Annotated in this window: 18 protein-coding genes and 1 tRNA gene; 8 read left to right on the forward strand and 11 right to left on the reverse strand. The window is 39.1% G+C overall.

The window, feature by feature from the left end:
• Window positions 1-50: 50 nt before the first annotated feature.
• Together rcsC and gyrA are read right to left on the reverse strand one after the other, a co-directional pair.
• Window positions 51-2,900 carry a two-component system sensor histidine kinase RcsC gene (gene rcsC, locus BM135_RS11405; RefSeq protein WP_092519844.1) on the reverse strand — a complete coding sequence of 950 codons (2,850 nt, stop codon included), beginning with the start codon at window positions 2,898-2,900 and terminating at the stop codon, window positions 51-53.
• A 190-nt stretch (window positions 2,901-3,090) separates the two neighbouring features.
• Entirely contained in the window at window positions 3,091-5,724 is a 2,634-nt protein-coding gene (gene gyrA, locus BM135_RS11410) for a DNA topoisomerase (ATP-hydrolyzing) subunit A (protein WP_092519845.1), read from the reverse strand.
• Window positions 5,725-5,933: 209 nt separating this feature from the next.
• Between gyrA and ubiG the strand changes: the two genes are divergently transcribed.
• The 7 genes from ubiG to BM135_RS11445 all read left to right on the forward strand — a co-directional run bounded on the left by ubiG (window position 5,934) and on the right by BM135_RS11445 (window position 14,331).
• Window positions 5,934-6,668, forward strand: coding sequence for a bifunctional 2-polyprenyl-6-hydroxyphenol methylase/3-demethylubiquinol 3-O-methyltransferase UbiG (ubiG, locus tag BM135_RS11415; protein ID WP_092519846.1), 735 nt, complete (start codon window positions 5,934-5,936; stop codon window positions 6,666-6,668).
• Window positions 6,669-7,107: 439 nt separating this feature from the next.
• Window positions 7,108-9,399: a class 1a ribonucleoside-diphosphate reductase subunit alpha gene (gene nrdA / locus BM135_RS11420; protein ID WP_092519847.1), complete on the forward strand. Its 2,292-nt coding sequence runs from the start codon at window positions 7,108-7,110 to the stop codon at window positions 9,397-9,399.
• Between the two features lie 12 nt (window positions 9,400-9,411).
• Window positions 9,412-10,542, forward strand: coding sequence for a class Ia ribonucleoside-diphosphate reductase subunit beta (nrdB, locus tag BM135_RS11425; RefSeq protein WP_092519848.1), 1,131 nt, complete (start codon window positions 9,412-9,414; stop codon window positions 10,540-10,542).
• A gap of 1 nt (window position 10,543) precedes the next feature.
• Complete coding sequence (gene yfaE, locus BM135_RS11430) at window positions 10,544-10,810, forward strand: class I ribonucleotide reductase maintenance protein YfaE (protein WP_092519849.1); 267 nt, start codon at window positions 10,544-10,546, stop codon at window positions 10,808-10,810.
• A 409-nt stretch (window positions 10,811-11,219) separates the two neighbouring features.
• On the forward strand, window positions 11,220-11,993 hold the full coding sequence (locus BM135_RS11435) for an N-acetylmuramoyl-L-alanine amidase (protein WP_092519850.1): 774 nt from the start codon (window positions 11,220-11,222) through the stop codon (window positions 11,991-11,993).
• A 436-nt stretch (window positions 11,994-12,429) separates the two neighbouring features.
• Window positions 12,430-12,993 carry an Ail/Lom family outer membrane beta-barrel protein gene (locus tag BM135_RS11440; protein WP_092519851.1) on the forward strand — a complete coding sequence of 188 codons (564 nt, stop codon included), beginning with the start codon at window positions 12,430-12,432 and terminating at the stop codon, window positions 12,991-12,993.
• A gap of 906 nt (window positions 12,994-13,899) precedes the next feature.
• A complete protein-coding gene (locus tag BM135_RS11445) occupies window positions 13,900-14,331 on the forward strand; it encodes a lysozyme (protein WP_092519852.1) in 432 nt (143 codons plus the stop codon).
• A gap of 89 nt (window positions 14,332-14,420) precedes the next feature.
• Here the strand turns inward: BM135_RS11445 and BM135_RS11450 are convergent, their stop codons facing one another.
• The 7 genes from BM135_RS11450 to BM135_RS11480 form a co-directional block, all read right to left on the reverse strand.
• Window positions 14,421-14,810 carry a VOC family protein gene (locus BM135_RS11450; RefSeq protein WP_092519853.1) on the reverse strand — a complete coding sequence of 130 codons (390 nt, stop codon included), beginning with the start codon at window positions 14,808-14,810 and terminating at the stop codon, window positions 14,421-14,423.
• A gap of 145 nt (window positions 14,811-14,955) precedes the next feature.
• Window positions 14,956-15,549, reverse strand: coding sequence for a lytic polysaccharide monooxygenase (locus tag BM135_RS11455; protein ID WP_092519854.1), 594 nt, complete (start codon window positions 15,547-15,549; stop codon window positions 14,956-14,958).
• A 918-nt stretch (window positions 15,550-16,467) separates the two neighbouring features.
• Complete coding sequence (locus BM135_RS11460) at window positions 16,468-17,619, reverse strand: type I restriction endonuclease (RefSeq protein ID WP_092519855.1); 1,152 nt, start codon at window positions 17,617-17,619, stop codon at window positions 16,468-16,470.
• A gap of 9 nt (window positions 17,620-17,628) precedes the next feature.
• On the reverse strand, window positions 17,629-18,330 hold the full coding sequence (locus BM135_RS11465) for an XRE family transcriptional regulator (protein WP_092519856.1): 702 nt from the start codon (window positions 18,328-18,330) through the stop codon (window positions 17,629-17,631).
• A 329-nt stretch (window positions 18,331-18,659) separates the two neighbouring features.
• Window positions 18,660-18,736 (reverse strand) — tRNA-Pro (locus BM135_RS11470).
• Between the two features lie 75 nt (window positions 18,737-18,811).
• On the reverse strand, window positions 18,812-20,551 hold the full coding sequence (gene yejM / locus BM135_RS11475; protein WP_092519857.1) for an LPS biosynthesis-modulating metalloenzyme YejM: 1,740 nt from the start codon (window positions 20,549-20,551) through the stop codon (window positions 18,812-18,814).
• A 30-nt stretch (window positions 20,552-20,581) separates the two neighbouring features.
• Complete coding sequence (locus tag BM135_RS11480; protein WP_086109370.1) at window positions 20,582-20,809, reverse strand: YejL family protein; 228 nt, start codon at window positions 20,807-20,809, stop codon at window positions 20,582-20,584.
• Window positions 20,810-20,925: 116 nt separating this feature from the next.
• Here BM135_RS11480 and yejK point away from each other — a divergent pair, with 116 nt between their 5' ends.
• Window positions 20,926-21,933 (forward strand): nucleoid-associated protein YejK, encoded by a 1,008-nt coding sequence (yejK, locus tag BM135_RS11485; protein ID WP_092519858.1) that lies wholly within the window; start codon window positions 20,926-20,928, stop codon window positions 21,931-21,933.
• 96 nt (window positions 21,934-22,029) lie between these two features.
• Here the strand turns inward: yejK and rplY are convergent, their stop codons facing one another.
• Both rplY and radD read right to left on the reverse strand, forming a co-directional pair.
• Window positions 22,030-22,311, reverse strand: coding sequence for a 50S ribosomal protein L25 (rplY, locus tag BM135_RS11490; RefSeq protein WP_038235979.1), 282 nt, complete (start codon window positions 22,309-22,311; stop codon window positions 22,030-22,032).
• Between the two features lie 202 nt (window positions 22,312-22,513).
• Entirely contained in the window at window positions 22,514-24,271 is a 1,758-nt protein-coding gene (radD, locus tag BM135_RS11495; RefSeq protein WP_092519864.1) for a DNA repair helicase RadD, read from the reverse strand.
• Between the last annotated feature and the right edge of the window lie 144 nt (window positions 24,272-24,415).

The following is a 24,415-nucleotide window of genomic DNA, read 5'->3' on the forward strand; positions in this document are numbered from 1 at the left end:
CTAATGTAGAATCGGTAGCAGTGGTTATCGATTCTACATTATTCAATTAATCAATGTATTCGAATTCTAATATCACTATATTTGATTAATGTTTCTTTTAATATAGCCAGTGATACAGGCTTTGATAGGCAGTCATCCATTCCTGCATTAACGCAACGCTGTTTTTCTTCTGCTAATGCATTGGCAGTAATGCCGATAATTGATTTGGTATAATCTCTGCTCCTCAAATATTGAGCAAGCTCATATCCATCCATATTTGGCATGTTGACATCCGTTAGAATAATATCTATTGGATTGTTTTTCAGGTATTCAATAGCATCAATACCATCGTTAGCCATTGATGCACTGAACCCTATTGAATTTAATTGGTCGACCAGCAAATTTCGATTAATAGGATGATCATCAACTACTAATACTTTCACTGCATTCAGGCGACTATCAGTTTGTATAGTTTTAGTTGATATGGAAGGTGTTGATGCAGAAACAGTTGGCAAGAAAGTATGTGCTGTCAAGAGATTATCTAGCATACTATCTAACTCACTCAGTTCATAAGTGTTATATAACCAATAATTATCTCGAATTTGTTCTGGTGGACCAATATGTTTTTCTGATATTTCTATAAAGTAGTGTACTGAAATGTTTGACTTGTTAGCTTGATCACTAATTAGTATTTCTGTGCCATCTATTTTTCTTTCGTTATAGAGGGCGACTTGAAAATAATTCTGTGTGAGAAAGTTTCGCAAATATTTTTCCAGAAATTCATTGTTAAAGTACAATAAAATCCTATTTTTTTCCCGTTGATTGAATAATGGTTTGGCATGATATTTTGTCCCGTATAAAGGGATACGAATGGAAAAGATACTACCAACATATTTTTGTGAAACGAATTCAATATCGCCATCCATCAAGTTAATCAATTTTTCACAAATAGCCAGTCCCAATCCTGTACCGTGTGAAGTGTTTTCCCTATTGGCGCTAATTTGAAAAAATGGCTCAAATAATTGAAGTTGTAATTTATCTTCGATTCCAATACCCGTGTCTTTGATGCTGATATGCAGATAGCCATGCCTTGTTGTAACTTCAATAACGACGCAGCCAGATGCTGTGAACTTGATTGCATTGTTAAGTAGATTAGAGATGATTTGTTGTAGTCTTACCGGGTCGTTGAGAATGATATCGGGAACTTCTGGTTTAATATAGCAATATAAACCCAATCCTTTTTTTGCCGTGAGGGGAAGGTAGTTTGAAATCACATGAGAGATTATCTCTCTGCAACTGAAATCTTTTGGTTCAATTTTTAATTGATTAGATTCTATTTTAGAAAAATCGAGAATATCACTGATGATTTTTAGTAACAATGATGATGAGTTATTCATCGTTGCCAATAATCGTGCAGACTCTGACGATAATGAATGAGACTGCATGAGTTCCAGATTGCCAATTATTCCATATAGTGGTGTTCTTAGTTCATGACTAACGGTTGCAAGAAACATCGATTTTGCCTGATTGGCTTGTTCTGCTGCTGAAGCCATTTCCTGTAAAGATTTTTCCATTTTTACACGGGTACTGACATCTATCAGTACACAAATTGCGACTTCTTCATTGCGATAGCGTGAGTGTACGAAACTAATTTGTAGGTGATTGTTATTACTGGTAACGACATCAATATAGCTGCTGGTTTTATCGCAAATGATGTCGAAAATGCGTTTTTGATCTTCATACGTCAGCATCCGGGTATAGTTATGCGCTAACTCATTACTCAGGATATTAGCACCATCACTGACTCTTAAAATGCTGATCCCTACAGGGGCTGAGGCGACAATTTTATGGTTAAATTGTTCATGTTCTTCAAGGCGGATTGCGTTGTCTTGGGCTGGCGAAAACATTTTTCTTTCAAATAGCCAAACTAAAAAGATGATTGAGATCGCAGAAATAATATTTAATACAATACTATGAATTATATCGTCTTTTAGTTCATTATAAATAGTTTTTAGTGGTAATGAATAGACAATGTATAATGATGAGGGTGATAAACGCCGTACTAATAACAAGGAGGTAAAATTTTCATCGTAACCAAAATAAGGTGCTTTCATATTCTCGAATGGGAGCTTGCTATTATTTTTTGCAGGATATTCTAATACAAGCTGATGTGATTCATTTAGTAGCGAGGTATGGATAGGCCGCTCTCTTTTGAATAGAAAGTTTTCTAGTATGATAGTTTTTTCGAGGCCAACTATACCAATCATTTTTCCATTAAGATAAACAGGAGTAATAACATAAATAGTACCATTATCTATTCTTGCATTGGGCAAAATCCAAAAGATAGTTTGTTCTTTTGCCTGTTCTTTCATATTTTGTAGCTTACGGGTGTTTTCATAGATTATCTTTTTTAACTTATCTGGCTCCATCATATTGTTGTTAGAGTATAGATTTACCATGCAAGAGCTTGAGGTTTCAACGAAAAAAATCTGACTTATTCCACGCATACCAGCAAGAATATCTTTCCAAAATAAAAGTTGTTTACTCACTGGGATTAAATAACTGTGTGTGCTTTCACGTAAAAGCTGACAATTGGAATTTGTATTCAGGGGAATGTATGAAGTAATAGGTTTATGAGACATCGGCGTAACAGTTAGATCTTTTGCATCCTCTCGTGATAAAAATTTTTCAGTCATAAATTGAATATCACGCAGGATACTGGTGATATGTCGCATATAAAAAAATGTTGTGTCATAGTTACTATTATAATCTTGGCGAATATCTGATTTAACCCCATTAAAAAGATTTGCTAAATAAAAGCTGGTTAATAAGGCACCGAGTGCCCATAACATAAATCCAAGCACCCGAAAAAGGTAGCGGGATATTTTTAATGACGTTCGGAAAGAGGATAGATATCTCAAAAGATCGCCTGATGGAAAACATGATTAATAATACTGGTTACAGCATATACTAGTGTAGCAGGGAATACAAAGTAGCATTTGGTTATTATTGGTTCTTGCTAAAAAATTATGTAAAAAAGCAGGCACCTAAGTGCCTGCTCTATTGTGAACAGCTATACAGCTGAATCATAATAAAATAAGCGAATTACACTTAATTTACTGAATCATTATGTTCTTCATCAGAAGAAATTGCTGTATTACTATCCTCTTCTTCGTCATCAGGTTCAGCTACACGTTGTAGGCCAACAACTTTTTCGTCTTCTGCGGTACGGATCAGCGTGACACCTTGTGTATTACGACCAACAACACTGACTTCAGACACACGGGTTCTCACCAATGTACCTGCATCAGTAATCATCATGATTTGATCAGTTGTCTCTACTTGAATTGCACCGATCACGTTGCCGTTACGTTCGCTGACTTTAATCGAAATAACGCCTTGGGTTGCTCGGGATTTTGTCGGGTATTGGCTTTCGGCCGTACGTTTGCCATAACCATTTTCGGTAACGGTCAGAATTTCGCCTTTCCCACGAGGAATGATCAGTGAAACAACTTTATCACCTTCACTGAGTTTGATACCACGAACCCCAGTTGCGGTGCGTCCCATTGCACGTACACCTTTTACGCGGACAGTACCGTCTTCCAGCGTTTCTTCCTCTTCTTCAAGGAAACGAACGACTTTACCCTGTGCAGAGAACAGTATGACTTCGTTGCTGCCATCTGTCAGGTCAACACCGATTAGCTCGTCTCCTTCATTCAGGTTCACTGCAATAATACCGGCACTACGTGGACGGCTGAATTCGCTGAGTTTGGTTTTCTTCACAATACCACTTGCTGTTGCCATGAAGATATTTAACCCATCTTCATATTCACGCACTGGTAAAATGGCTGTAATACGTTCATTCTGATCCAATGGCAGAAGGTTGACAATTGGACGACCGCGGGCGCCACGGCTCGCTTCCGGCAACTGATATACCTTCATCCAGTACATCTTGCCTTTATTTGAGAAGCAGAGAATGGTGTCGTGGGTATTGGCTACAAGTAAACGCTCAATGAAGTCTTCTTCTTTGGTACGTGCAGCTGATTTGCCCTTACCGCCCCGACGCTGTGCTTCGTAATCAGACAGTGGCTGGTATTTGACGTACCCCTGGTGGGATAGTGTGACCACAACATCTTCCTGAGTAATCAGGTCTTCAATGTTGATATCTGCTGAATTTTCAGTCAGCTCAGTCCGACGGGCATCGTTATACTGCTCTTTGATAACCAGCAGTTCTTCACGAATGACTTCCATCAAGCGTTCCGGGCTTTCCAAAATGAACAGCAGTTCAGCAATAGCTTTCAGTAGTTCACGATACTCATCAAGCAGTTTTTCATGCTCAAGTCCGGTCAGTTTTTGCAGACGCAAATCCAAAATGGCCTGTGCTTGCTGTTCGGTCAGATAATATTTACCGTTATGGATACCGTACTGCGGTTCCAGCCATTCAGGACGGGCAGCATCGTCACCTGCTTGTTCCAGCATAGAGGCAACATTGCCTAATTCCCACGCTTGGGAAATCAAGCTGGCTTTTGCTTCAGCAGGAGTAGAAGCGCGACGAATCAATTCGATAACAGGATCGATGTTTGCCAGAGCAATAGCCAATGCTTCAAGGATATGGGCACGTTCGCGAGCTTTACGCAGTTCAAAAATTGTCCGGCGCGTGACTACTTCACGGCGATGGCAAACAAACGCAGAAAGGATATCTTTCAGATTGAGTAACTTAGGCTGTCCTTGATGCAGGGCAACCATGTTGATACCAAATGAAACCTGCAATTGGGTCAGTGAATACAGATTATTCAGGACAACTTCACCAACCGCATCACGTTTTACTTCAATAACGATGCGCATTCCATCTTTATCGGATTCGTCACGCAGTGCACTGATCCCCTCAATACGCTTCTCTTTTACCAGTTCAGCCATTTTTTCGATCAGTCGGGCTTTATTGACCTGATAAGGGATTTCATTGACGATGATGGTTTCGCGTCCATTTTTCTCATCAGTTTCAATTTCTGCACGGGCGCGAATGTAGATTTTGCCGCGACCTGTACAGTAGGCTTCCTGAATGCCACGACGCCCGTTGATAATAGCAGCCGTAGGGAAGTCTGGACCCGGGATATATTCCATCAGGCCTTCAATACTGATGTTTTCATCATCAATATAAGCCAGACAGCCGTCGATCACCTCAGATAAGTTATGAGGTGGAATATTGGTTGCCATACCGACCGCAATCCCTGATGAACCATTCACCAACAAATTGGGGATATGGGTTGGCATTACTTCGGGGATTTGCTCTGTGCCATCATAGTTGGGCACAAAGTCGACAGTTTCTTTTTCTAAGTCCGCCAGCAATTCATGAGCAATTTTTGCCATGCGTACTTCGGTGTAACGCATTGCTGCCGCAGAATCGCCATCTACTGACCCAAAGTTCCCCTGACCGTCAACCAGCATATAGCGCATGGAGAATGGTTGTGCCAGACGTACAATCGTGTCATAAACAGCGCTGTCACCATGTGGATGGTATTTACCGATAACATCCCCAACAACGCGGGCAGATTTCTTATAAGGTTTATTCCAATCATTTCCCAATACATTCATCGCGAAAAGTACGCGGCGGTGTACTGGCTTCAGTCCGTCCCGAACATCTGGCAGTGCGCGTCCAACAATAACGGACATCGCATAATCCAGATATGAGCTTTTCAGCTCTTCTTCGATATTGACCGGGGTGATTTCTCTGGCAATGTCGCTCATGGAGCCACTGTCCCTCATACTCCGAATTCAAAGACTCAAAATTATACCACAAATTGACAGTTTTATAAAAACCTGATGCGGGTATTTCAAGATTAAGGCATGTATAATAGTTCTCTATCACACATCCCCATAATACTGTTACATTTTCTGTGAATCAGTTTTCTGTGCACCAGTTTTCTGTGAAGCAGTTCCTAGGAGCGATATTGCTGATGAACGTCAAAACTCCCGATTCACACACTCAGTCCCATGCTAATGTGGATCAGCGGGAAATCGAAAAATTTGAAGCCGTTGCTTCTCGTTGGTGGGATCTGGAAGGTGAATTCAAGCCGTTGCACCGTATCAACCCACTGCGTTTGAACTACATTTTGCAACATGCTGACGGCCTTTTTGGTAAAAAAGTGCTGGATGTCGGATGTGGCGGTGGCATTTTGTCAGAAAGCATGGCACGTGAAGGAGCGGAAGTGACAGGGCTGGATATGGGGTTTGAACCCCTGCAAGTTGCCCGTTTGCATGCGTTGGAATCCGGCGTTTCCGTTTCTTATGTTCAGGAAACGGTAGAAAGCCATGCTGAGCAGCACCAGAATGCTTATGATGTCGTGACTTGTCTGGAAATGCTCGAACATGTGCCAGATCCCGAGTCCGTAGTTCGTGCCTGTGCCAAATTAGTAAAACCTGGTGGTCACGTATTCTTTTCAACGATTAACCGAAACCGGAAAGCTTGGTTGATGGCTGTTGTTGGCGCTGAATATATATTGAATATGGTGCCAAAAGGCACACATGATGCGAAAAAATTCATTCGTCCTTCTGAACTGATTAGCTGGATTGATAAGACTAGCCTGAAAGAGCAACATATCATTGGATTACATTACAATCCATTAACAGACAAATTTCGCCTTGGGCACAATGTAGACGTGAATTATATGCTGCACACTCAATCTGTCTGACTAAGATAGCTAAGGGATTAATAAAGCGGCAATTAGATATTTTTTTTAAGATTTTATTTTCCCTGTTATGCCGATAGCCGTATGAAAGTAACATCAAGTAACTACGCAGGTTATCGGCTTTTTGCCAAAATTAATCCTCAAGTTATCCACAAAACTTCTCGATTTTGTACACTTGATAAAACCCGAATTTAACATTATCTTGTTATTACCGTTTTAATCACCCCCTATATATTGTGTTTCTTGTCACCTTGTAGTAGCAACTTAAACTTATAGTAGCAACAGTAATAGTAGTAACAGTAATAGCGAAAACAGTAGCGAATAGTAGTGGATTGTGGCTAACCCCTGATTGGCTCTCTGCCATTCTGGGTGCATCGTGCTGTCAAGAGGTCAAGGAAAACAACATAGGCAAGATACGAAAAGAGAGAAGGTGTATTTCCCCATGAACCAGAGTCTGCTAGTTACCAAACGTGATGGACATAAAGAACAAATTGATCTTGATAAAATTCACCGGGTTGTTGCCTGGGCTGCCGAAGGTCTGAAAAATGTCTCAGTATCACAAGTAGAACTGCGTTCCCAGATTCAATTTTACGATGGTATCAAAACATCTGATATCCATGAAACCATGATCAAAGCTTCGGCTGACCTGATCTCCGGTGATGCTCCTGATTATCAGTATCTGGCGGCACGTCTGGCTATCTTCCACCTGCGTAAAAAAGCCTATGGTCAGTTTGAGCCACCTGCGCTGTATGATCATGTCGTAAACATGGTTAATTTGGGTAAATACGACAAACATTTGCTAGAAGACTATTCCCAAGAAGAATTCGAGCAAATGGATAGTTTTATTGATCATTTGCGTGATATGGATTTCTCTTATGCAGCGGTTAAGCAGCTGGAAGGAAAATATTTAGTACAAAACCGTGTAACCGGTGAGATTTACGAAAGTGCTCAATTCCTTTACATTCTGGTTGCTGCGTGCTTGTTTTCCACTTATCCAAAAGAAACTCGTCTGGGTTATATCCGTCGTTTCTACGATGCGGTTTCCACCTTTAAAATTTCATTGCCAACGCCAATCATGGCGGGAGTTCGTACACCAACTCGTCAATTCAGTTCCTGTGTTCTGATTGAGTGTGGCGATAGCCTGGATTCAATCAATGCGACATCCAGCGCAATTGTTAAATATGTTTCCCAGCGTGCCGGCATTGGTGTAAACGCGGGTCGTATCCGTGCATTGGGTAGCCCAATCCGTGGTGGTGAAGCCTTCCATACCGGTTGTATCCCATTCTACAAACATTTCCAGACTGCGGTGAAATCTTGTTCTCAAGGTGGTGTTCGTGGTGGCGCGGCAACATTATTCTATCCACTTTGGCATCTGGAAGTAGAAAGCCTGTTGGTACTGAAAAACAACCGTGGTGTTGAAGGCAACCGCGTTCGTCACATGGACTACGGTGTACAAATTAACAAATTGATGTATGAGCGCCTGATTAAAGGCGCTGACATTTCTCTGTTCAGCCCGTCTGATGTTCCGGGATTGTACGATGCATTCTTTGCGGATCAGGAGGAATTTGAGCGCCTGTACACTCAGTATGAAAATGACAGCAATATCCGTAAAGAGCGCATTAAAGCGGTTGAACTGTTCTCGCTGATGATGCAAGAACGTGCTTCAACGGGTCGCATTTACATTCAGAACGTTGACCACTGCAATACTCACAGTCCGTTTGATCCGGCTATTGCGCCTGTCCGTCAATCGAATTTGTGTCTGGAGATTGCATTGCCAACTAAGCCGTTGAACGATATAAACGATCAGAATGGCGAAATTGCATTGTGTACGCTGTCTGCCTTCAATTTGGGAGCCATCGAAAATCTGACTGAGTTGGAAGAGTTGTCTGAGTTGGCTGTCCGTGCTCTGGATTCCTTGCTGGATTACCAAGATTATCCAATTGTCGCCGCAAAGCAAGGTTCAATGGGGCGCCGGACTCTGGGTATTGGTGTAATTAACTTCGCTTACTATCTGGCAAAACATGGTGTACGTTACTCTGATGGAAGTGCGAATAACCTGACTCATAAAACATTTGAAACTATTCAGTACTATTTGCTGAAAGCCTCAAATGAACTGGCGAAAGAGAAGGGTGCTTGTCCGTGGTTTGGTGAAACTACTTATGCACAAGGTATTTTGCCGATTGATACTTACAAAAAGACACTGGATACCCTGACCAACGAACCTTTACACATGAATTGGGAAGCTCTGCGCCGTGACATTCAACAATACGGTCTGCGTAACTCAACATTGTCTGCCTTGATGCCGTCAGAGACCTCTTCGCAGATCTCTAATGCGACCAACGGCATTGAACCACCACGTGGTTATATCAGTGTAAAAGCATCCAAAGACGGCATATTGCGTCAAGTTGTACCAGATTATGATCTTCTGAAAGGGGCTTATGAGTTGCTGTGGCAAATGCCGAACAACGATGGCTACCTACAGTTGGTAGGGATCATGCAGAAATTCATCGATCAGTCGATTTCTGCCAATACTAACTATGATCCGGCACGTTTCCCTAATGGCAAAGTTCCGATGAACCAATTGCTGAAAGATTTACTGCTCGCTTACAAATATGGTGTGAAAACACTGTATTACCACAATACCCGTGATGGAGCAGAAGATGTTCAGGGTGATCTGGAAGAAGTTGTTGAGTCAGCGGATTCCGATTGTGAAGGCGGCGCGTGTAAGATTTAATTTGAGGAAGTTATGTCCTATACTACTTTTTCGCAAGTAAAAAATGATCAGCTACAAGAACCGATGTTTTTCGGTCAGTCTGTTAACGTAGCGCGTTTTGATCAGCAAAAATATCCTATTTTTGAGAAATTGATCGAAAAACAACTCTCCTTCTTCTGGCGTCCAGAAGAAGTGGATGTTTCCCGAGATCGCATTGACTATAACGCGCTGCCGGATCATGAAAAGCACATTTTCATCAGTAATCTGAAATACCAGACTCTGTTGGATTCCATTCAGGGGCGTAGCCCGAATGTGGCTTTTCTGCCATTGATTTCCATTCCGGAATTGGAAACATGGGTTGAAACGTGGTCGTTTTCAGAAACGATTCACTCACGTTCTTATACGCACATTATCCGTAATATCGTTAACGATCCTTCTATCGTATTTGATGATATTGTAGAAAACGAACAGATTCTAAAACGCGCAAAAGACATTTCCGCGTATTACGATGATCTGATCGAAATGACTAACTATTATCATCAGTTGGGTGAAGGAACATTCGATGTTGCGGGTAAAACTATCACCGTTAGTCTGCGTGAATTGAAAAAGCAACTATATTTGTGTTTGATGAGCGTTAACGCTTTGGAGGCTATCCGCTTCTATGTCAGTTTTGCGTGCTCATTCGCTTTTGCTGAACGTGAATTAATGGAAGGTAACGCCAAAATCATCAAGCTGATTGCCCGGGATGAAGCACTGCATTTAACGGGAACGCAGCACATGTTAAACCTGTTGCGCTCTGGTCAGGATGATCCTGAAATGGCGGAAATTGCTAAAGAATGTGAACAAAAATGCTACGAACTGTTCGTACAGGCAGCAGAACAGGAAAAAGAGTGGGCTGATTATTTGTTTAAAGATGGCTCTATGATTGGCCTGAACAAAGATATTCTGTGTCAGTATGTTGAATATATAACCAATATTCGTATGCAGGCAGTTGGCTTGAAGTTACCGTTTGAAACTCGCTCTAATCCTATCCCATGGATTAATGCGTGGCTGGTTTCTGATAATGTTCAAGTGGCTCCACAGGAAGTCGAAGTCAGCTCTTACTTGGTTGGTCAGATTGATTCGGAAGTCAATACTGAGGATCTCAGCGGTTTCGAACTCTGATATGGCTGATTACAAAGTCACCCTGCCGTCACGGCAGGGTTTATATATCCGTTATTCTTCAGGCTTCCACGGTAATTTGTTGGAAGCGCTGGAACACGGTAAAGTTCAGATCGAGTACCAATGTCGACAAGGGTATTGCGGTTCTTGTCGTGTCCGTTTAGTGAAAGGAAAGGTAGGATATCCTTGTAAGCCATTAGCATTTGTCAACGAAGGGGAAATTTTACCTTGTAGCTGTTATCCACTGACAGACATTGAAATTGAACCATAATTTTCCTTAAGTTAACGCCATCTTATTACTAAGCAAGGTATATCCTTCATTTTCAAGTTGCTATTTTGCAACCTGAAAACTCAGTGGATAGAGGAAATTTGTTCATTTTATTATTGCAATGATCTTCGGATTGTTCTTGACTGTGAATATATTTTTTATCACAACGATAATATTAACGATCTCCATTACCTATACCGTGTTACAATAATAAGCAAGACAGACACTTACCTGACAAGTGTCTTTTTTTTACCTGATGGATATAGATCGATCGTATTCAAATATGCCTATTGATTTATCATAGCTATGATCCAGAATATATTTTAGGAAATGATTTAATATTTACCGTATTACACAGCAAAACCATGGAGGAGAACCTTAATGAAGACTGCAATAATCAAGGAGAATAATGATGTATAAAATTGATTATAATTCATATCGTTCAACCAAAAGTTTTAACAGGCGTTCCCGCTTCTTAGTTATGCACTATACGGCTTTGAACTTTGAAAAATCTGTTCATGCATTAACAGGGGAACTGGTTAGTGCCCACTACCTTATTCCAAATCCAGATGATCCGACTTATCGAGTGGCTGGATTTGATAAAGTTCACATATTCAATTTGGTTGATGAACTTGAAAGGGCTTGGCATGCTGGGATAAGTTATTGGGCTGGACGAGAAGGATTGAATGATACATCCATTGGTATTGAGATTGTGAATGAAGCCAGTAATAATTCTGGTGTTTTCACTTTCCCACCTTATCACCCTGATCAAATCGTTGCGATTAAAGATCTGGCCATAAATATCTTACAGCGTTATCCGGATATTAAACCGACTTATGTTGTTGGACATTCAGATATTTCATGGCAAAGAAAAACCGATCCAGGCCCATCTTTTCCGTGGAAAGAGTTATATGATGCGGGAGTCGGGGCATGGTATGACGAAGAAACGAAGAAAGAATATATTGAGAAATTTGAGCATAGTTTACCTGATTTTGTTGAGATTTTAGAAAAATTCAAATGTTATGGTTATGACATTACCGGAACAGAAGAAAAAGAAAATTTTCAATCTCTAATCAAAGCGTTCCAAATGCACTTCCGCCCGTCACATTATGATGGTGTAATAGATATAGAAACCATCGCCATTTTATATGCCTTGGTTGAAAAATACTTTGATAATAAATCATAAGCTCTGATGAAATTTATGAAATATTGTTTTTATAAATATTTACTTGATTTATTTTAATTTGTTATGAGTTGGTGTTATTATATATGAATAATTTATTTAAGGTTTAAATGTAATCTTATTACATATAATTGATTGTTAAGATATATCCTAAAGTTTAAAATTGACTCTGATCTTATATAAGGTGCTAATAATTATATGTTTTTAAAATTAAATCTCTTGTTTGGTATTAATGTATAGATAATTTATTAATTTTTGTTAAAAACTGAATTTTTTGTAACTGATTGAATTTTAAATAAACTTATAACAAATGTAAGTTTTGTGGATACAGTTGTTTTTTATTAACAAAAGTTGAATTATGAATATAGGGCTTGTATATTCCGCAAGCTTTACTCTGATAGAGCGAATACATCGTATAAATGAAAGAGAATCTTTACTTATGAAAAAAATATTATCGACAGCCGCTATTGTTGCTGGATTATCTATACTCGCCTTTAATGCTAACGCCAGCAATAGTAACAAAAATACTATTTCTTTGGGTTATGCTCAGAGTAATGGATCGTTAAAAAATAATCTTGAAATCTACCACAATGATGAGAAGATGAAGACAAATCAGCATGGGTTAAACTTAAAGTATCGCTATGAGTTTAATGAGCATTTTGGTGTTATTGGCTCATTAACTTATACTCAATATGTACATAAGTACGACTTCTATGGCTCATTATCAAAATTCGAATGGAAAAATACTTCTCTGATGGCTGGCCCAACGTATCGATTTAATAATTATATTAGTGCATATGGATTGATTGGGGCGACCTATAATAAAGCAGGATTTTCTAATGTAGAAGATAATAATACTCAGACGAGAACATCACTATCTTACGGCGCAGGCTTACAATTTAATCCGACCCCAAATTGGGCTGTTGATGCTTCATATTCATATACCAACTTAAAATATGCTAAGCTTGGTACTTGGGTATTGGGTGTTGGTTATCATTTCTAAGTTATTTTCACTTATGTTTGTTATTTTTCTTTACTTATAAACTTCATTTTTAAATTTGTTTTACTTTTAATAAAAAGTTTTTAGATGCTCATTTTTGCCTGAATTCTTAGTGATAAGATTTGGGCGTTTTATTATTGGTGTAATATTCATTCATGTTATTTATATGAATAATCTATCTTATAAATAATAGACTGGTTGAAAATACAAGTGTAAAACTATGCCAGTGGTGAAGTATTCTATTTAGATTTCTCCAGATGTTTAAATAAATTATCAAAGCCAGTTAGGATAGAAATCCTATGATATCTATACCTAATGGATTTCAATATGTGTAGTGGTGGCAAGGGAGTGAATTTCTGGGAGCATAGATAATCTATGTTCATAACAACGGTAATCGGGGTGAGAGAGTGCAGCCAACAAAGAGGCAATTTGAAAGACGAAGGGTATATACCTTTATTTTGATTTTTTAGAAAGGTCGTTCAATGAATAGTGCGTAAATAACGAAATAGGAAGGAAGCATTTGGCTTAGAGCTGTATTAACGATAGAAAACCAGTTCTTTTTTGAACTGGCTTATCTCTGTACTATGGCAGAGCTTACATAAAGCGAGTTGCTGACAACCGGATAACAACGTTGTGTACATTTGAGAGGAAAGATTTTACAGATTTCATGATGATTTCCTTTGAGGGTTATAAATTGTGATTTACTTCACGAAAACCTAAATTCTGAGGAGGATTTTATGCTCAAAACAAAAAGAGTCAAGGTATTTATTAAAATATTTTTTTAAAAATTAAAAAAAATTTGCAAAATTAATTAACTAACTGAAATTTAATGATTTATTTTTATTTTGTTTTTCTGTAACTTTTTTGAAATTGTACTTCCACTGATTTTTCTTCATCTATACTTGATATATAGATTGTTTTTCAAACAAAAATAAACTCAAAAGTTACGAAGGATTGAGATTGAGAGCATATTCAGATCCTGCTACTGGAGCAGGGCCATGGACAATCGGATATGGTCATACAAGGGGAGTAAAGCCTGGACAAGTGATTACTGGGCAACAAGCTGACACGTTTCTTTACCAAGATCTTGTTCCTATTTATGGCGCTATTCAGCGGCTGGTTAAAGTACCTCTAACACAAGGTCAATTTGATGCCTTGTGTTCGTTTATTTTCAATTTGGGAATTGGTAATTTTACTCATTCAACATTGTTGAAAAAATTGAATGTAGGTGATTACCAAGGTGCAGCAGGGGAATTTTTAAAATGGGATTGCGCCGATGGGCATGAATTAGCAGATTTACGTATGCGAAGAGAATCTGAGCAGCAAACATTTTTATCATAAAATATTTATTCATTAGATTTCAAGTTGCAGTGTAGCCAGCAACACCCCAACTTGAAAGATGATGGATATAAAGCTTGGATTTGATGGCGCTATACATGACCATGTTGTAACACAACGCGATAACCATCAATATCTTCGAAAGTTTTTCCACTCTTATCCCAATAAGGATTATAAGAAGGAACCGGAATAAATCCGGCATCCAGCATTGATTTTATCTGTTCCTGCCATTCAAGTTCATCTTCTATATAAAATACTAATAAATTATCTTTAGTTGGAGCTTTACCAACAAGTGTATTGTGATGATGAGTGAATTCAAGGTGCCAGGAGTGGTTGGGATGTCCTAACATAATACCATCAAAACTATCGTGATCTTTGAATTCGCCTAGTATGGTGAAATTCAATCCATGACAATACATTTCTGCAATTTTAGTAAGATTATCTGTTGGTCTGGCAATTCTAAGAATAATTGATTTTTTCATATTTTTTCTATGTGTAGAGTTGGATGGAGGAATATATCTTATATGAAAATAATTTATTTTTTTAGAGATAAGTGCTGATAAATAGTCGGCACTTTTTATATTTACATAATACTTATAAATAAAAAGTTAACTTCATTAAAAAATATTATTTAATGTCAACGTCAATAACTTGATAGAAGGCATTACCAGTATCAAAAATTGTCCATACGCCGAGAATAACATTATATCCTGAGCGGTCAGGAACATCACAGTTTAACGTAACATTTTGGGCTGGACTTTTCCCATGATCAAAACGCTCGCAGAAGGGTTTTAAATCAAATTGAGCGCGTGTTAGGGGTTTATTTGGATCCCAATCGGGTTTAGTAATAAAAAATTGCCACGAGGTGGTACTATGACGGGCTGTTATTTCCCATTTAAAGGCATTGCTTCCTTTATTGACAGTAACATGATGCCAGCGGTTTGCACTTTGTTCATTGAGTTGTTTAAATTGACCAACACCACCACTGGCAATTTGTCCATCTGGTGGTCCTCCTTGAGGGAAGCCTTTGGGGCCTTCAACTGACTGAGGTTCATACATGATAGGTCCGCAGTTTTTATTAATGTCTTTTTGACATAAAAGTGCTCTGCTTGGTGGTGTATCAATATATCCATGATGCGAAGTTGGTTTGGCAATACTAGGAAGTGGGATCGCAGTAAAAACCGTCAATCCCACCAAAAGTAATGACTTTTTAATGTTCATGATGAATTTCCTATTTTTTTGTACTTAGCTGTAAAATAAGGGAATTGAATTTTTGTTGTTATGTTAATAAGTTTGAGAAATTTAATTGTTTCTTACGGAAATGTACAGAAATATTTATAACAAAATTAGTTAATTATAAATACTTAATTTATGATAGGGGTATGCCAGAAAGATAATATTGAGAAATATGGTTGTCACTGGCTTTGGCATGATTACGGATGATAGGAAAAATCCCTCCTTGAATTCAGGGAGGAAAAGAGAAAAATAAGAAACAAATGAGGGTGAACTAGCAAGTACGATTTTTAGTACACATAAATTAAAGTAGACCTAAATAGAATAATATGCAATAAACTAACTTTGAACAAAGAGCAGAGGTGCGATATTTCTGCTATTATAATATGAGGTATTATCAACACGATAAACTAAGTGGTAAATATTATCTGTGCTAAGTATTTTAAAATCAATGGGAGAGTTCTCATCATAAGCGCAACATTGTAATCTGTGTTAAAAATAAACAGTGGTATCTTATATGCAAATTAAAATTAGTTAACTGTTATCCTAAAATAGTTGTTTTTAATACCAAAAGATATTTTTTCTTATCTAAATATAAAGGTTTTTAAAGTTACTATATTTTAAATATTTCCTATAAGTGTATTGAGAAAATGAAAATTCCATTATTATAAAATAACAAATAACCAAATCTAATGGGAAACTGTCTTTCGATTTAAACCGTGTGAAGTGATTCTCCCCACGATTTACTTGTTTTTTTGATAAAAATTCTTATAGAAATATATATTTTCTTGTTTTTAAAGTTTATTTATTTTTACAAATTATTGAGAATGTGACCGATTAAGCATTTTAGACAGAATAGCGACGGATACGAGGACAGAAAAGCCACCGAGTGGTGGCTGGTAATAATTATTGCGCTTTCTTTCTAAAGTTATCGTCGTTTTTAACGAACTCAAAAGCATCAAGGATAATACCTGTTATCCTCAATATATCTTCTGGAGCATCTATAAAGATTCTTGATTTATTAGCGGATAATCCAGCTCTATTAACTTCGTTGGCTAATATATCAGTTAGCTCAATAGGTATTTGGATGTAAGGTTTATTTTTCTTGTCAAAATACCTTATTATCCATCTATGCGATTTTCCCTGATAAAGAACACCAAAATAAAATCCTGTATCTTTATATTGCAAATCGACGGTATCCCCGACAATTGATTTTGCTTTTTCATACAGAGTTAATTCGTTTTTGGTAGTAACAATATTGGGATTGTCTGGATCTACTATCTCATCTGGTTCTTTCGGATTATCTTGATGCTCTATTTCGTCTTGAACCCCATCAATTGGAATATGTTTATTTGAAAGACCGGAAACCACCATTGCACTAACAGATTTCTCAACTGCTTGTTTTACCAACGGGGTGATTGATTCAATAAAACGCTGGTTTAGTTGGCGTTCGATATTAGATCTACTGGCAACGTATCTTACAAACTCACTATCAACGTCCCTCAAGCTAGTACTGATGGTTTTAGTAAAAGCAGATAGGTAAACACTTTCTTCTGCCAGCGTTCTTAGTGCTTCCGGTTTGAATTTATCGTGTCTAAATCGATAGAGTTGACTTACATCGGCATCGCTAACTTCATCCATTTTAATGCGTAAGAATGGGGTAGGATCCATTACGTTTTTTTGTTTTAAATCGGTAAAGAAACGCCACTCTAATCCATTTGTAATTGCCGAAATAGTCACTTCTGGAGTGGAGTTAAAATATCTGGATAACTGAGGACAGTGGTTCTCTAGTTTTTCGTTGTACCCTTTTGCCTCAATAAACATGACAGGCACACCTTGGCAGAACAAAGCATAATCAACCCGCTCATTTGCTTTCACCCCGGGGAAATCTGCCCCATATTCAGCTTTAACTTTTTGGGGATCATACGGACTAAAGCCGAGAATATCTAGAAACGGTAATATTAATGCCTGCTTAGTTGTTTCTTCGGTGGTACAGTGTTGGCCTACATTTTTAACGTGGTCAACATGATGTTTTATTTTTATCTTAAAATTATCCATTCCATAACCTTAGTAATCTAAAACGGAATACCAGAACATTCTCCCGATGATGCTCACTTGATCTTCATCTGCAATTTCATCTTCGTATTCATCACGGTTATAACTTCTGATAAGTAATTTTCCTCTCGGTCGTCTGTAGAGGCATTTAAGACGCTTTAATCTATCTTGTTCAATTACATACACTTTTCCATCAATGATTTTTTTGTTAGAAACATCTACCGCTATTGCTGCTCCATTTGGAATAACTGGCTCCATGCTATCCCCTTTAGCAGGAAAACAAACAATTGTAGAGCCATTAGTTGGTGCGCCAATTCTTCGTAATGTCGCTTTAGAAAATCTCAATTTAAAACCGTTATAATTCACATCAGTGTATCTGCCATTGCCGCATGCGAATTCGATATCTTTCAAAAATGGTACTTCCACCTCATCGCAATCTAATGCTGTGATACTGTCCCATAGTGTAATAGTTGCCCACTCGCTCTCTGGTAGAACTTGACCTATTTCCTTTCTGATTATTCCACCAAACAAAAGCCAGTTCACATCAGCATCAAGGATAGATGCTAATGCTACTAATCTTGATTTTTTTGGCTCTGTGCTTGATTCCCACTGCTGGACAGACTGTGGAGTAACTCCAAGCATATCCGCTAGTTCAGCTTGAGTTAGTTTTTTTGCAAGCCGAGCTTGCTTGATTCTTTCGTGCATCGTTTTCATGTTTCAAATATACAAGCGAAGCTTTTATTTTTGTAGCAAGCAAAAACTTATTTTTTAAAACACCTCTTGTATTTTATTTGTTGTCGCTAGGTGTTTAGAGAATGGAAAATAGGTGAGAAGAGATAAAGCAATCAATTATACTAATCGGTTTTACGCATAAGTCACTGAGAAAACAGCAAGAAAAAAGAAGTTTCACACTCTTTCGGGCAACAAACAAAATCCCCCTCAAAATTAGCGCACCTTTACTACTTCCCGCCGATCATTTTACCAAGAGCAAATTTCAGATATAAAAAAACCAACCACAATTGGTTGGTTTTTCTAGGGAAATTTGGTCGGCATGATAGGATTTGAACCTACGACCCCCGACACCCCATGACGGTGCGCTACCAAGCTGCGCTACATGCCGATGACTTTTCCTATACTACCGTTTTTTATTTTCAAAGCAAGTCCCTAGTTTAGTGAGTGCTTGATTTTTAAACGATTAGTTTGCTAAAAATCGTTTCACCTCAGCTAATATCTGTAATAATTGGGCCAAATTTGGTTTAGCTCCCTGAATTTCATTGCCATCTAAATCATACAGATGATATTTCCCATCCTTGAGAAGGTAGACGTTATTTTTAGCTGTCGTGACAATTAATGAACCGTCATCACCAGTAATGAGCCATGGATTTTCTCTTTGCGCATTAAAGAGATCTTCACCCTGTGAGTAATCTGCTGGAGAATTAGTGGTGTGTAATAAACGGAGCATCAAAGTTGTCATGATATCTTGATGGCTGGTCAACTTATCAATAGTTTGTGCAGGGGTGCCCGGCCATTGAATTATCAGGGGAACATGGATTTGTTCACGGTTGAATTTGTCATCAGTAAACCATTTTGCGCTGTTTTCTGATGTTTTTTTGCTCGTATGGGCTGTAATCACAATGATCGTTTTATTCAGGATGCCTTTATTTTCCAAAGCTTCTAAAACATGGCTGATTTCAGTATCCAGCGCTTTCTTATCAAATTTGCCGGATGAAGGCTTAAAACCGTTAATATCTAGAAATGAGAACCATGGTGTAGAAGTATTGCGCAGATCCAGCCATTGATTCCATTGTGCCATAGTTAAGTCATCGTTTTGTCTTTTAGCTTCTGGCAATGAATAGTCGGTCAATATGGCTTGGCGATAAAGTGGCGCTTGGAATCCATCTGAAGAAAAGAGGCCAAATTGATAGCCTTGATGTGTTAGGGCATCAACAAGTGCAGATGATTTTCTGGCGTTAAGGATGCCGTCTAGATAACCTGATGATATCCCATAAAATAAACCAAACAATGCAGTGTCATTCCGAATGCCTGTGCTGAAATGTTGAGTGAACTGGATATTGTTCTTCGCAAAGTGCTCCAGAGTTGGCATATCATGGGCGATATCTTGATTATCCAACCCATCCACGACAAGTAAAAGTAAGTTATAACCGCGTCCGATATCCTGATAAGATAATTTATTCAGCGGATAATTGACACTCAAGGCTGTGGGATTGCCTTGCTGGTTAATGCGGCGCTGAAATTCTTGGTGATCCAGTAAACCATGTTTTTCAAGGAACTTGCGGGCGGTCATTGGATAAGAAATTGGCAAGTTTGAACGCTGCATGGTAATCGGACGGTAGAAATTGGCATCCGCCCAGATATACATGAGGTGTGAAGCGATAAAAGCAGTAATAAATACTGTTGCCAATGGCTTACCAAATCGTTGACGATTTAGACTACGTAATTTTTGCCAGCTCCATGTGCCAAAAAGCATTTGTATAAGGAAAATCAATGGGATACAGATGAACATGAGCTGCCATTCCCTTGTTAACTCGCCTTGATCTGGATTGGTGACTAAATTCCAAACTAATGAGGTTAAATGCAAGTGAAAGTGGACATAGACGGAGGAATCTAATATCAGCAGTGTTAAGCCTGCCGTTGCCAATGTGGCTGAAAGAAACCTCATTAATCGCTGTGACATGACAATAAATGTCAGCGGAAATAAAACAAGTAAGTAAATGGCAAAGACAATGAAACTGAAATGACCGAGCCAACTGACCAGCGCGTAAATGCGACCAAACAGTGAACCCGGCCAGTCAGACGCAAATAGATAGCGGCTGCCCAGCACCAGACTGAACATAATGTTGAACAGTGCGAACCAGTGCCCCCAACTGATCATCTGAGAAACTTTTTCGCGGTAATGCTGACAGCTAGTCACCATATTTTCTTTACGTCAAGGTATTAATTAAGATTAATGCGCTTTGTCTTCGTTGATTGACGACTGTAACGCGTGTACAAACGAGTCTGCAATATGTTTGCGCTGTTCAGGAGCAATGCTTGTATTGATCAAATTCGTTACCATATTGCCCAAAACCATCAAGGTCAGGTCAGTTGGAGTATGGTTTTTCTCGAAAACACTTACTAGTTCAGTTAATAAATGTTCAAATTTTTCATCGCTATAGCGAGATGACTGTGGCATAAATCAAATATCCTGAATGTACAAAGCCCTATATCTTACCGTATAGAGGGGCGATTTTCCGCTTTTTTATGACAAATTAATTTTTTGTCACCAAAGTTGCAAAAGGAGTATAAATAATGAGTCTGGAAATTACCCAGATTGCGTTGCACCGATTGATTAAACGTGATGAGCAAACGTTGGAAGTAATTCTACGTGATTCTTTGCTGGACACTAATCAAGTGGTTGAAGAAATGATGGCAGAATTACATCGTGTATATAGTGCGAAAAGTAAAGCTTACGGTTTGTTTAATGAGGAAAGTGAGCTGGCAGAGTCTCTCCGTCATCTGCGTAAAGGAGATGAGGATTTTCTCGGTTTTAGTCGTGCTGCAACTGTTCGCTTGAAAGATGAGTTGGCGAAGTATCCGTTCGCAGAAGGGGGAACGGTGTTGTTTTGTCAATATCGATATCTTGCCGTGGAATATTTACTGATTGCTGTTCTTAATAGCTGTAACAGCATGTCCGTCAATGATGAACTTGATGTAAATACAACACAATATCTTGATATTCCCCATGCTGATATTGTTGCCAGAATTGATTTGACTGAATGGGAAACAAATCCTGAATCCAGTCGTTACCTGACTTTCCTAAAAGGTCGGGTGGGGCGTAAGGTTTCTGACTTTTTTATAGATTTCCTTGCTGCCAGCGAAGGCATGAATGCTAAAGTTCAAAATAAAGGTTTATTGCAGGCTGTGGACGATTATTGTGAGTTGGCACAGTTGGATAAAAATGAATGTCAGGCTTATCGTCAGCAAGTTTATGGTTACTGTAATGAGCAGTTACAAGCTGGTGAGGAGATTAAGCTGCAAGAATTATCTCAAGAGTTACCCTCATTGGGAGAGCAAAGTTTTCAGCAATTTTCGCAGGAACAGGGCTATGAATTGGAGGAAAGTTTTCCGGCCGATCGCGGAACGTTGCGCCAATTGACAAAATTTGCGGGCAGTGGGGGAGGATTGACTATCAACTTTGATGCCATGTTGATGGGAGAGAGAATTTTTTGGGATCCAGCAACGGATACGTTGACGATTAAAGGTACACCGCCAAACCTACGTGATCAATTGCAACGTCGTAGTGGTGGTAATAGCTAAACGGGTAACAGTGAAAAATTAAGCTGGAGAAATAAATAACGCCGCAAATGCGGCGTTATTTACTCGGCGTCCCGATAAAAGCTCGACTGTGGCTAATTAAGCACGCAGGAAATCGATGTGCGTCAGTTTAGGTTTAAACGGATGACGCTGTACTGCCTGCACTTTAACTTTAGTTTCTTTACCATCAACAACCAGAGTCATAACTTCATAGAATTCTGGTTTGCTTTCGTGGTTGATAACTGCATCGTGATCCAGTTCGATAGAAACTGGCTCTTGGTTACCACCATAGATGATTGCTGGAAACTTGTTAGCTCTACGCAGGCGGCGGCTCGCACCCTTGCCCTGCTCTTTACGTACTTCTGCATTAATAGTTAACATTATTTTTTCTCTGTAAAAGAAGAAAATAAATCCTGCTACAGGCGACCCAGCAGCAGGTTCGATACTTGGCTTAACATTATGTATTACGCTAAGCGGGCGGCATTCTAACGAAAAACCAATATGACAGCAAATATAAATATGCTTTCCGGTTGGTTAATGGACTAGTGGGCAGGTGGTTTGTGATATTTAATGCAAATTATCTTTAGTACAAATCATCAGCCCGCCTAAATCGTCCTTGATAATCAAAAACCTTTTCCCGAATCTGCCAAAATTGCCCTTTTTTACGTGCGACAACAAAATCAGGATGGCGTAAGGAAGGAAGCTGATTAGCAATATCTGCCGCTGTTTTCCAACGAAAAATGGTTTCTGGTGCACGCTGGTGTTGGCGAAGAAATTGTAGTTTAAATGCTTTCTTTTGAGCCGGAGTGGATAAACGGAATAGTTCTGATACATCGGCACCATCTTCATCGTAATAAGTGATTTTCAGCCATTCCCCTTTATTGTCATGGCCCGGCGTTAGTTGCATTCCGCCGCAACGCAACACCAGTGCATCTTTGAGTTTCAGCGCTGCTTTCAGCATATCATCGGGATCAACGAGAATCTCTTCACAACGATGACAGAGTCGAGCCGCAATATCATTTTCTGCGCCACAATGGGAGCATGATTTGAAACGAAAGCGGAAATCACATTGTTGGCGTTTCCCATTTTCGTCTTCTTCCCAGCCTTGGCAGCGCCGTCCAAAATGTTCAATGATTTCTCCATCTGCTGTGCATGTACCCCAAAAAGTATTGGCAAATTGGCAGATGGGACAAAATACTTGTACAGTCTGGTTTTGCGAATTGGGTTTGTTGCTGCCTACTTCTGGGGTGTAAAGATCGTGGGGATTACCAGCATAGTCGAGGATCAGGCAATCTTTTTTGTCAGGAAATAAACGTAAACCGCGCCCGACGATTTGCTGATAGAGGCTGACGGATTCTGTCGGGCGCAATATGGCGATTAAATCGACATGCGGGGCATCAAATCCTGTTGTGAGTACCGCAACGTTGACCATATAGCGGAGTTGCTGTTCTTTGAATGCCGTAATTAAGATATCTCGCTCAGATGCGGGGGTATTGGCGCTGACTAGCGCGGCTTGGTTTGTAGGCAGCAATTGGAAAATTTCTTTGGCATGCTCTACCGTAGCTGAGAAAATCATCACACCTTTTCGATCTTGTGCATATTCAATGACTTGTTTAATGATATGAGGGGTAATGCGCTTTTGACGTTTGATTTCTCGGTTTAATTCCGCTTCGTTGAATATCCCTTGTTGGCTGGTACGTACCTGGCTGAAATCATATTGCATTACGGGCATATCCAGCCTTTCTGGAGAAACCAGAAAATGATGCTTAATCATATAACGTAATGGAAGTTCATAAATACAATCGCGAAAAAAACTGCGCTCATCACCGCGGATCATGCCATGATAATGATATTGATATATCCAGCCAGAGCCGAGACGATAAGGCGTTGCAGTTAAACCTAATATGCGGATTTGGGGATTGTTTTTCCGGAGCTGCTGGATGATTTGTTGGTATTGACTGTTTTCGTCGTCGCTGATGCGATGGCATTCATCAATGATTAGCAGTGAAAAATGGTGATCAAAACAATCCAGATTGCGGGCAATGGATTGGATGCTACCAAAAACTACTTTTCCTTCACTTTGTTTTTGATTCAAGCCGGCAGAAAAAATGTCGGCATTTAATCCATAAGCACAATATTTGCTATGGTTTTGCGCAACGAGTTCTTTGACATGTGCCAGCACTAAAACGCGACCATGAGCTAACTTTGCCAGTTCAGCAATAACAAGGCTTTTACCTGCACCTGTTGGCAAAACAATAACGGCAGGATCTCTGTGTTGACGAAAATAGCGAATGGTTGCGTCTACCGCTTCTTGTTGATAAGGACGTAAAGTAAAAGCCATTTTTATGTTACTGTCACAAACATCAGGTAAAAGATAATTGATGTAGAGAATAACATTTTTCATTTAGTCCTGCTGCCGAGAAAATAACTTGTCATTATTTTTCAGGGAAGAGGTGGACTATAACGTGTGGCTTATTATTGATAT

This window comes from Xenorhabdus japonica (genome assembly GCF_900115195.1).
Taxonomy (GTDB): domain Bacteria; phylum Pseudomonadota; class Gammaproteobacteria; order Enterobacterales; family Enterobacteriaceae; genus Xenorhabdus; species Xenorhabdus japonica.

Bases quoted from the DNA above. Each gene is read 5' to 3' on its own strand.
- gyrA (WP_092519845.1), bottom strand. From the start codon at position 5,724: ATGAGCGACATTGCCAGAGAAATCACCCCGGTCAATATCGAAGAAGAG.
- ubiG (WP_092519846.1), top strand. From the start codon at position 5,934: ATGAACGTCAAAACTCCCGATTCACACACTCAGTCCCATGCTAATGTG.
- nrdA (WP_092519847.1), top strand. From the start codon at position 7,108: ATGAACCAGAGTCTGCTAGTTACCAAACGTGATGGACATAAAGAACAA.
- nrdB (WP_092519848.1), top strand. From the start codon at position 9,412: ATGTCCTATACTACTTTTTCGCAAGTAAAAAATGATCAGCTACAAGAA.
- yfaE (WP_092519849.1), top strand. From the start codon at position 10,544: ATGGCTGATTACAAAGTCACCCTGCCGTCACGGCAGGGTTTATATATC.
- BM135_RS11435 (WP_092519850.1), top strand. From the start codon at position 11,220: ATGTATAAAATTGATTATAATTCATATCGTTCAACCAAAAGTTTTAAC.
- BM135_RS11440 (WP_092519851.1), top strand. From the start codon at position 12,430: ATGAAAAAAATATTATCGACAGCCGCTATTGTTGCTGGATTATCTATA.
- BM135_RS11450 (WP_092519853.1), bottom strand. From the start codon at position 14,810: ATGAAAAAATCAATTATTCTTAGAATTGCCAGACCAACAGATAATCTT.
- BM135_RS11455 (WP_092519854.1), bottom strand. From the start codon at position 15,549: ATGAACATTAAAAAGTCATTACTTTTGGTGGGATTGACGGTTTTTACT.
- BM135_RS11460 (WP_092519855.1), bottom strand. From the start codon at position 17,619: ATGGATAATTTTAAGATAAAAATAAAACATCATGTTGACCACGTTAAA.
- BM135_RS11465 (WP_092519856.1), bottom strand. From the start codon at position 18,330: ATGAAAACGATGCACGAAAGAATCAAGCAAGCTCGGCTTGCAAAAAAA.
- yejM (WP_092519857.1), bottom strand. From the start codon at position 20,551: ATGGTGACTAGCTGTCAGCATTACCGCGAAAAAGTTTCTCAGATGATC.
- BM135_RS11480 (WP_086109370.1), bottom strand. From the start codon at position 20,809: ATGCCACAGTCATCTCGCTATAGCGATGAAAAATTTGAACATTTATTA.
- yejK (WP_092519858.1), top strand. From the start codon at position 20,926: ATGAGTCTGGAAATTACCCAGATTGCGTTGCACCGATTGATTAAACGT.
- rplY (WP_038235979.1), bottom strand. From the start codon at position 22,311: ATGTTAACTATTAATGCAGAAGTACGTAAAGAGCAGGGCAAGGGTGCG.
- radD (WP_092519864.1), bottom strand. From the start codon at position 24,271: ATGGCTTTTACTTTACGTCCTTATCAACAAGAAGCGGTAGACGCAACC.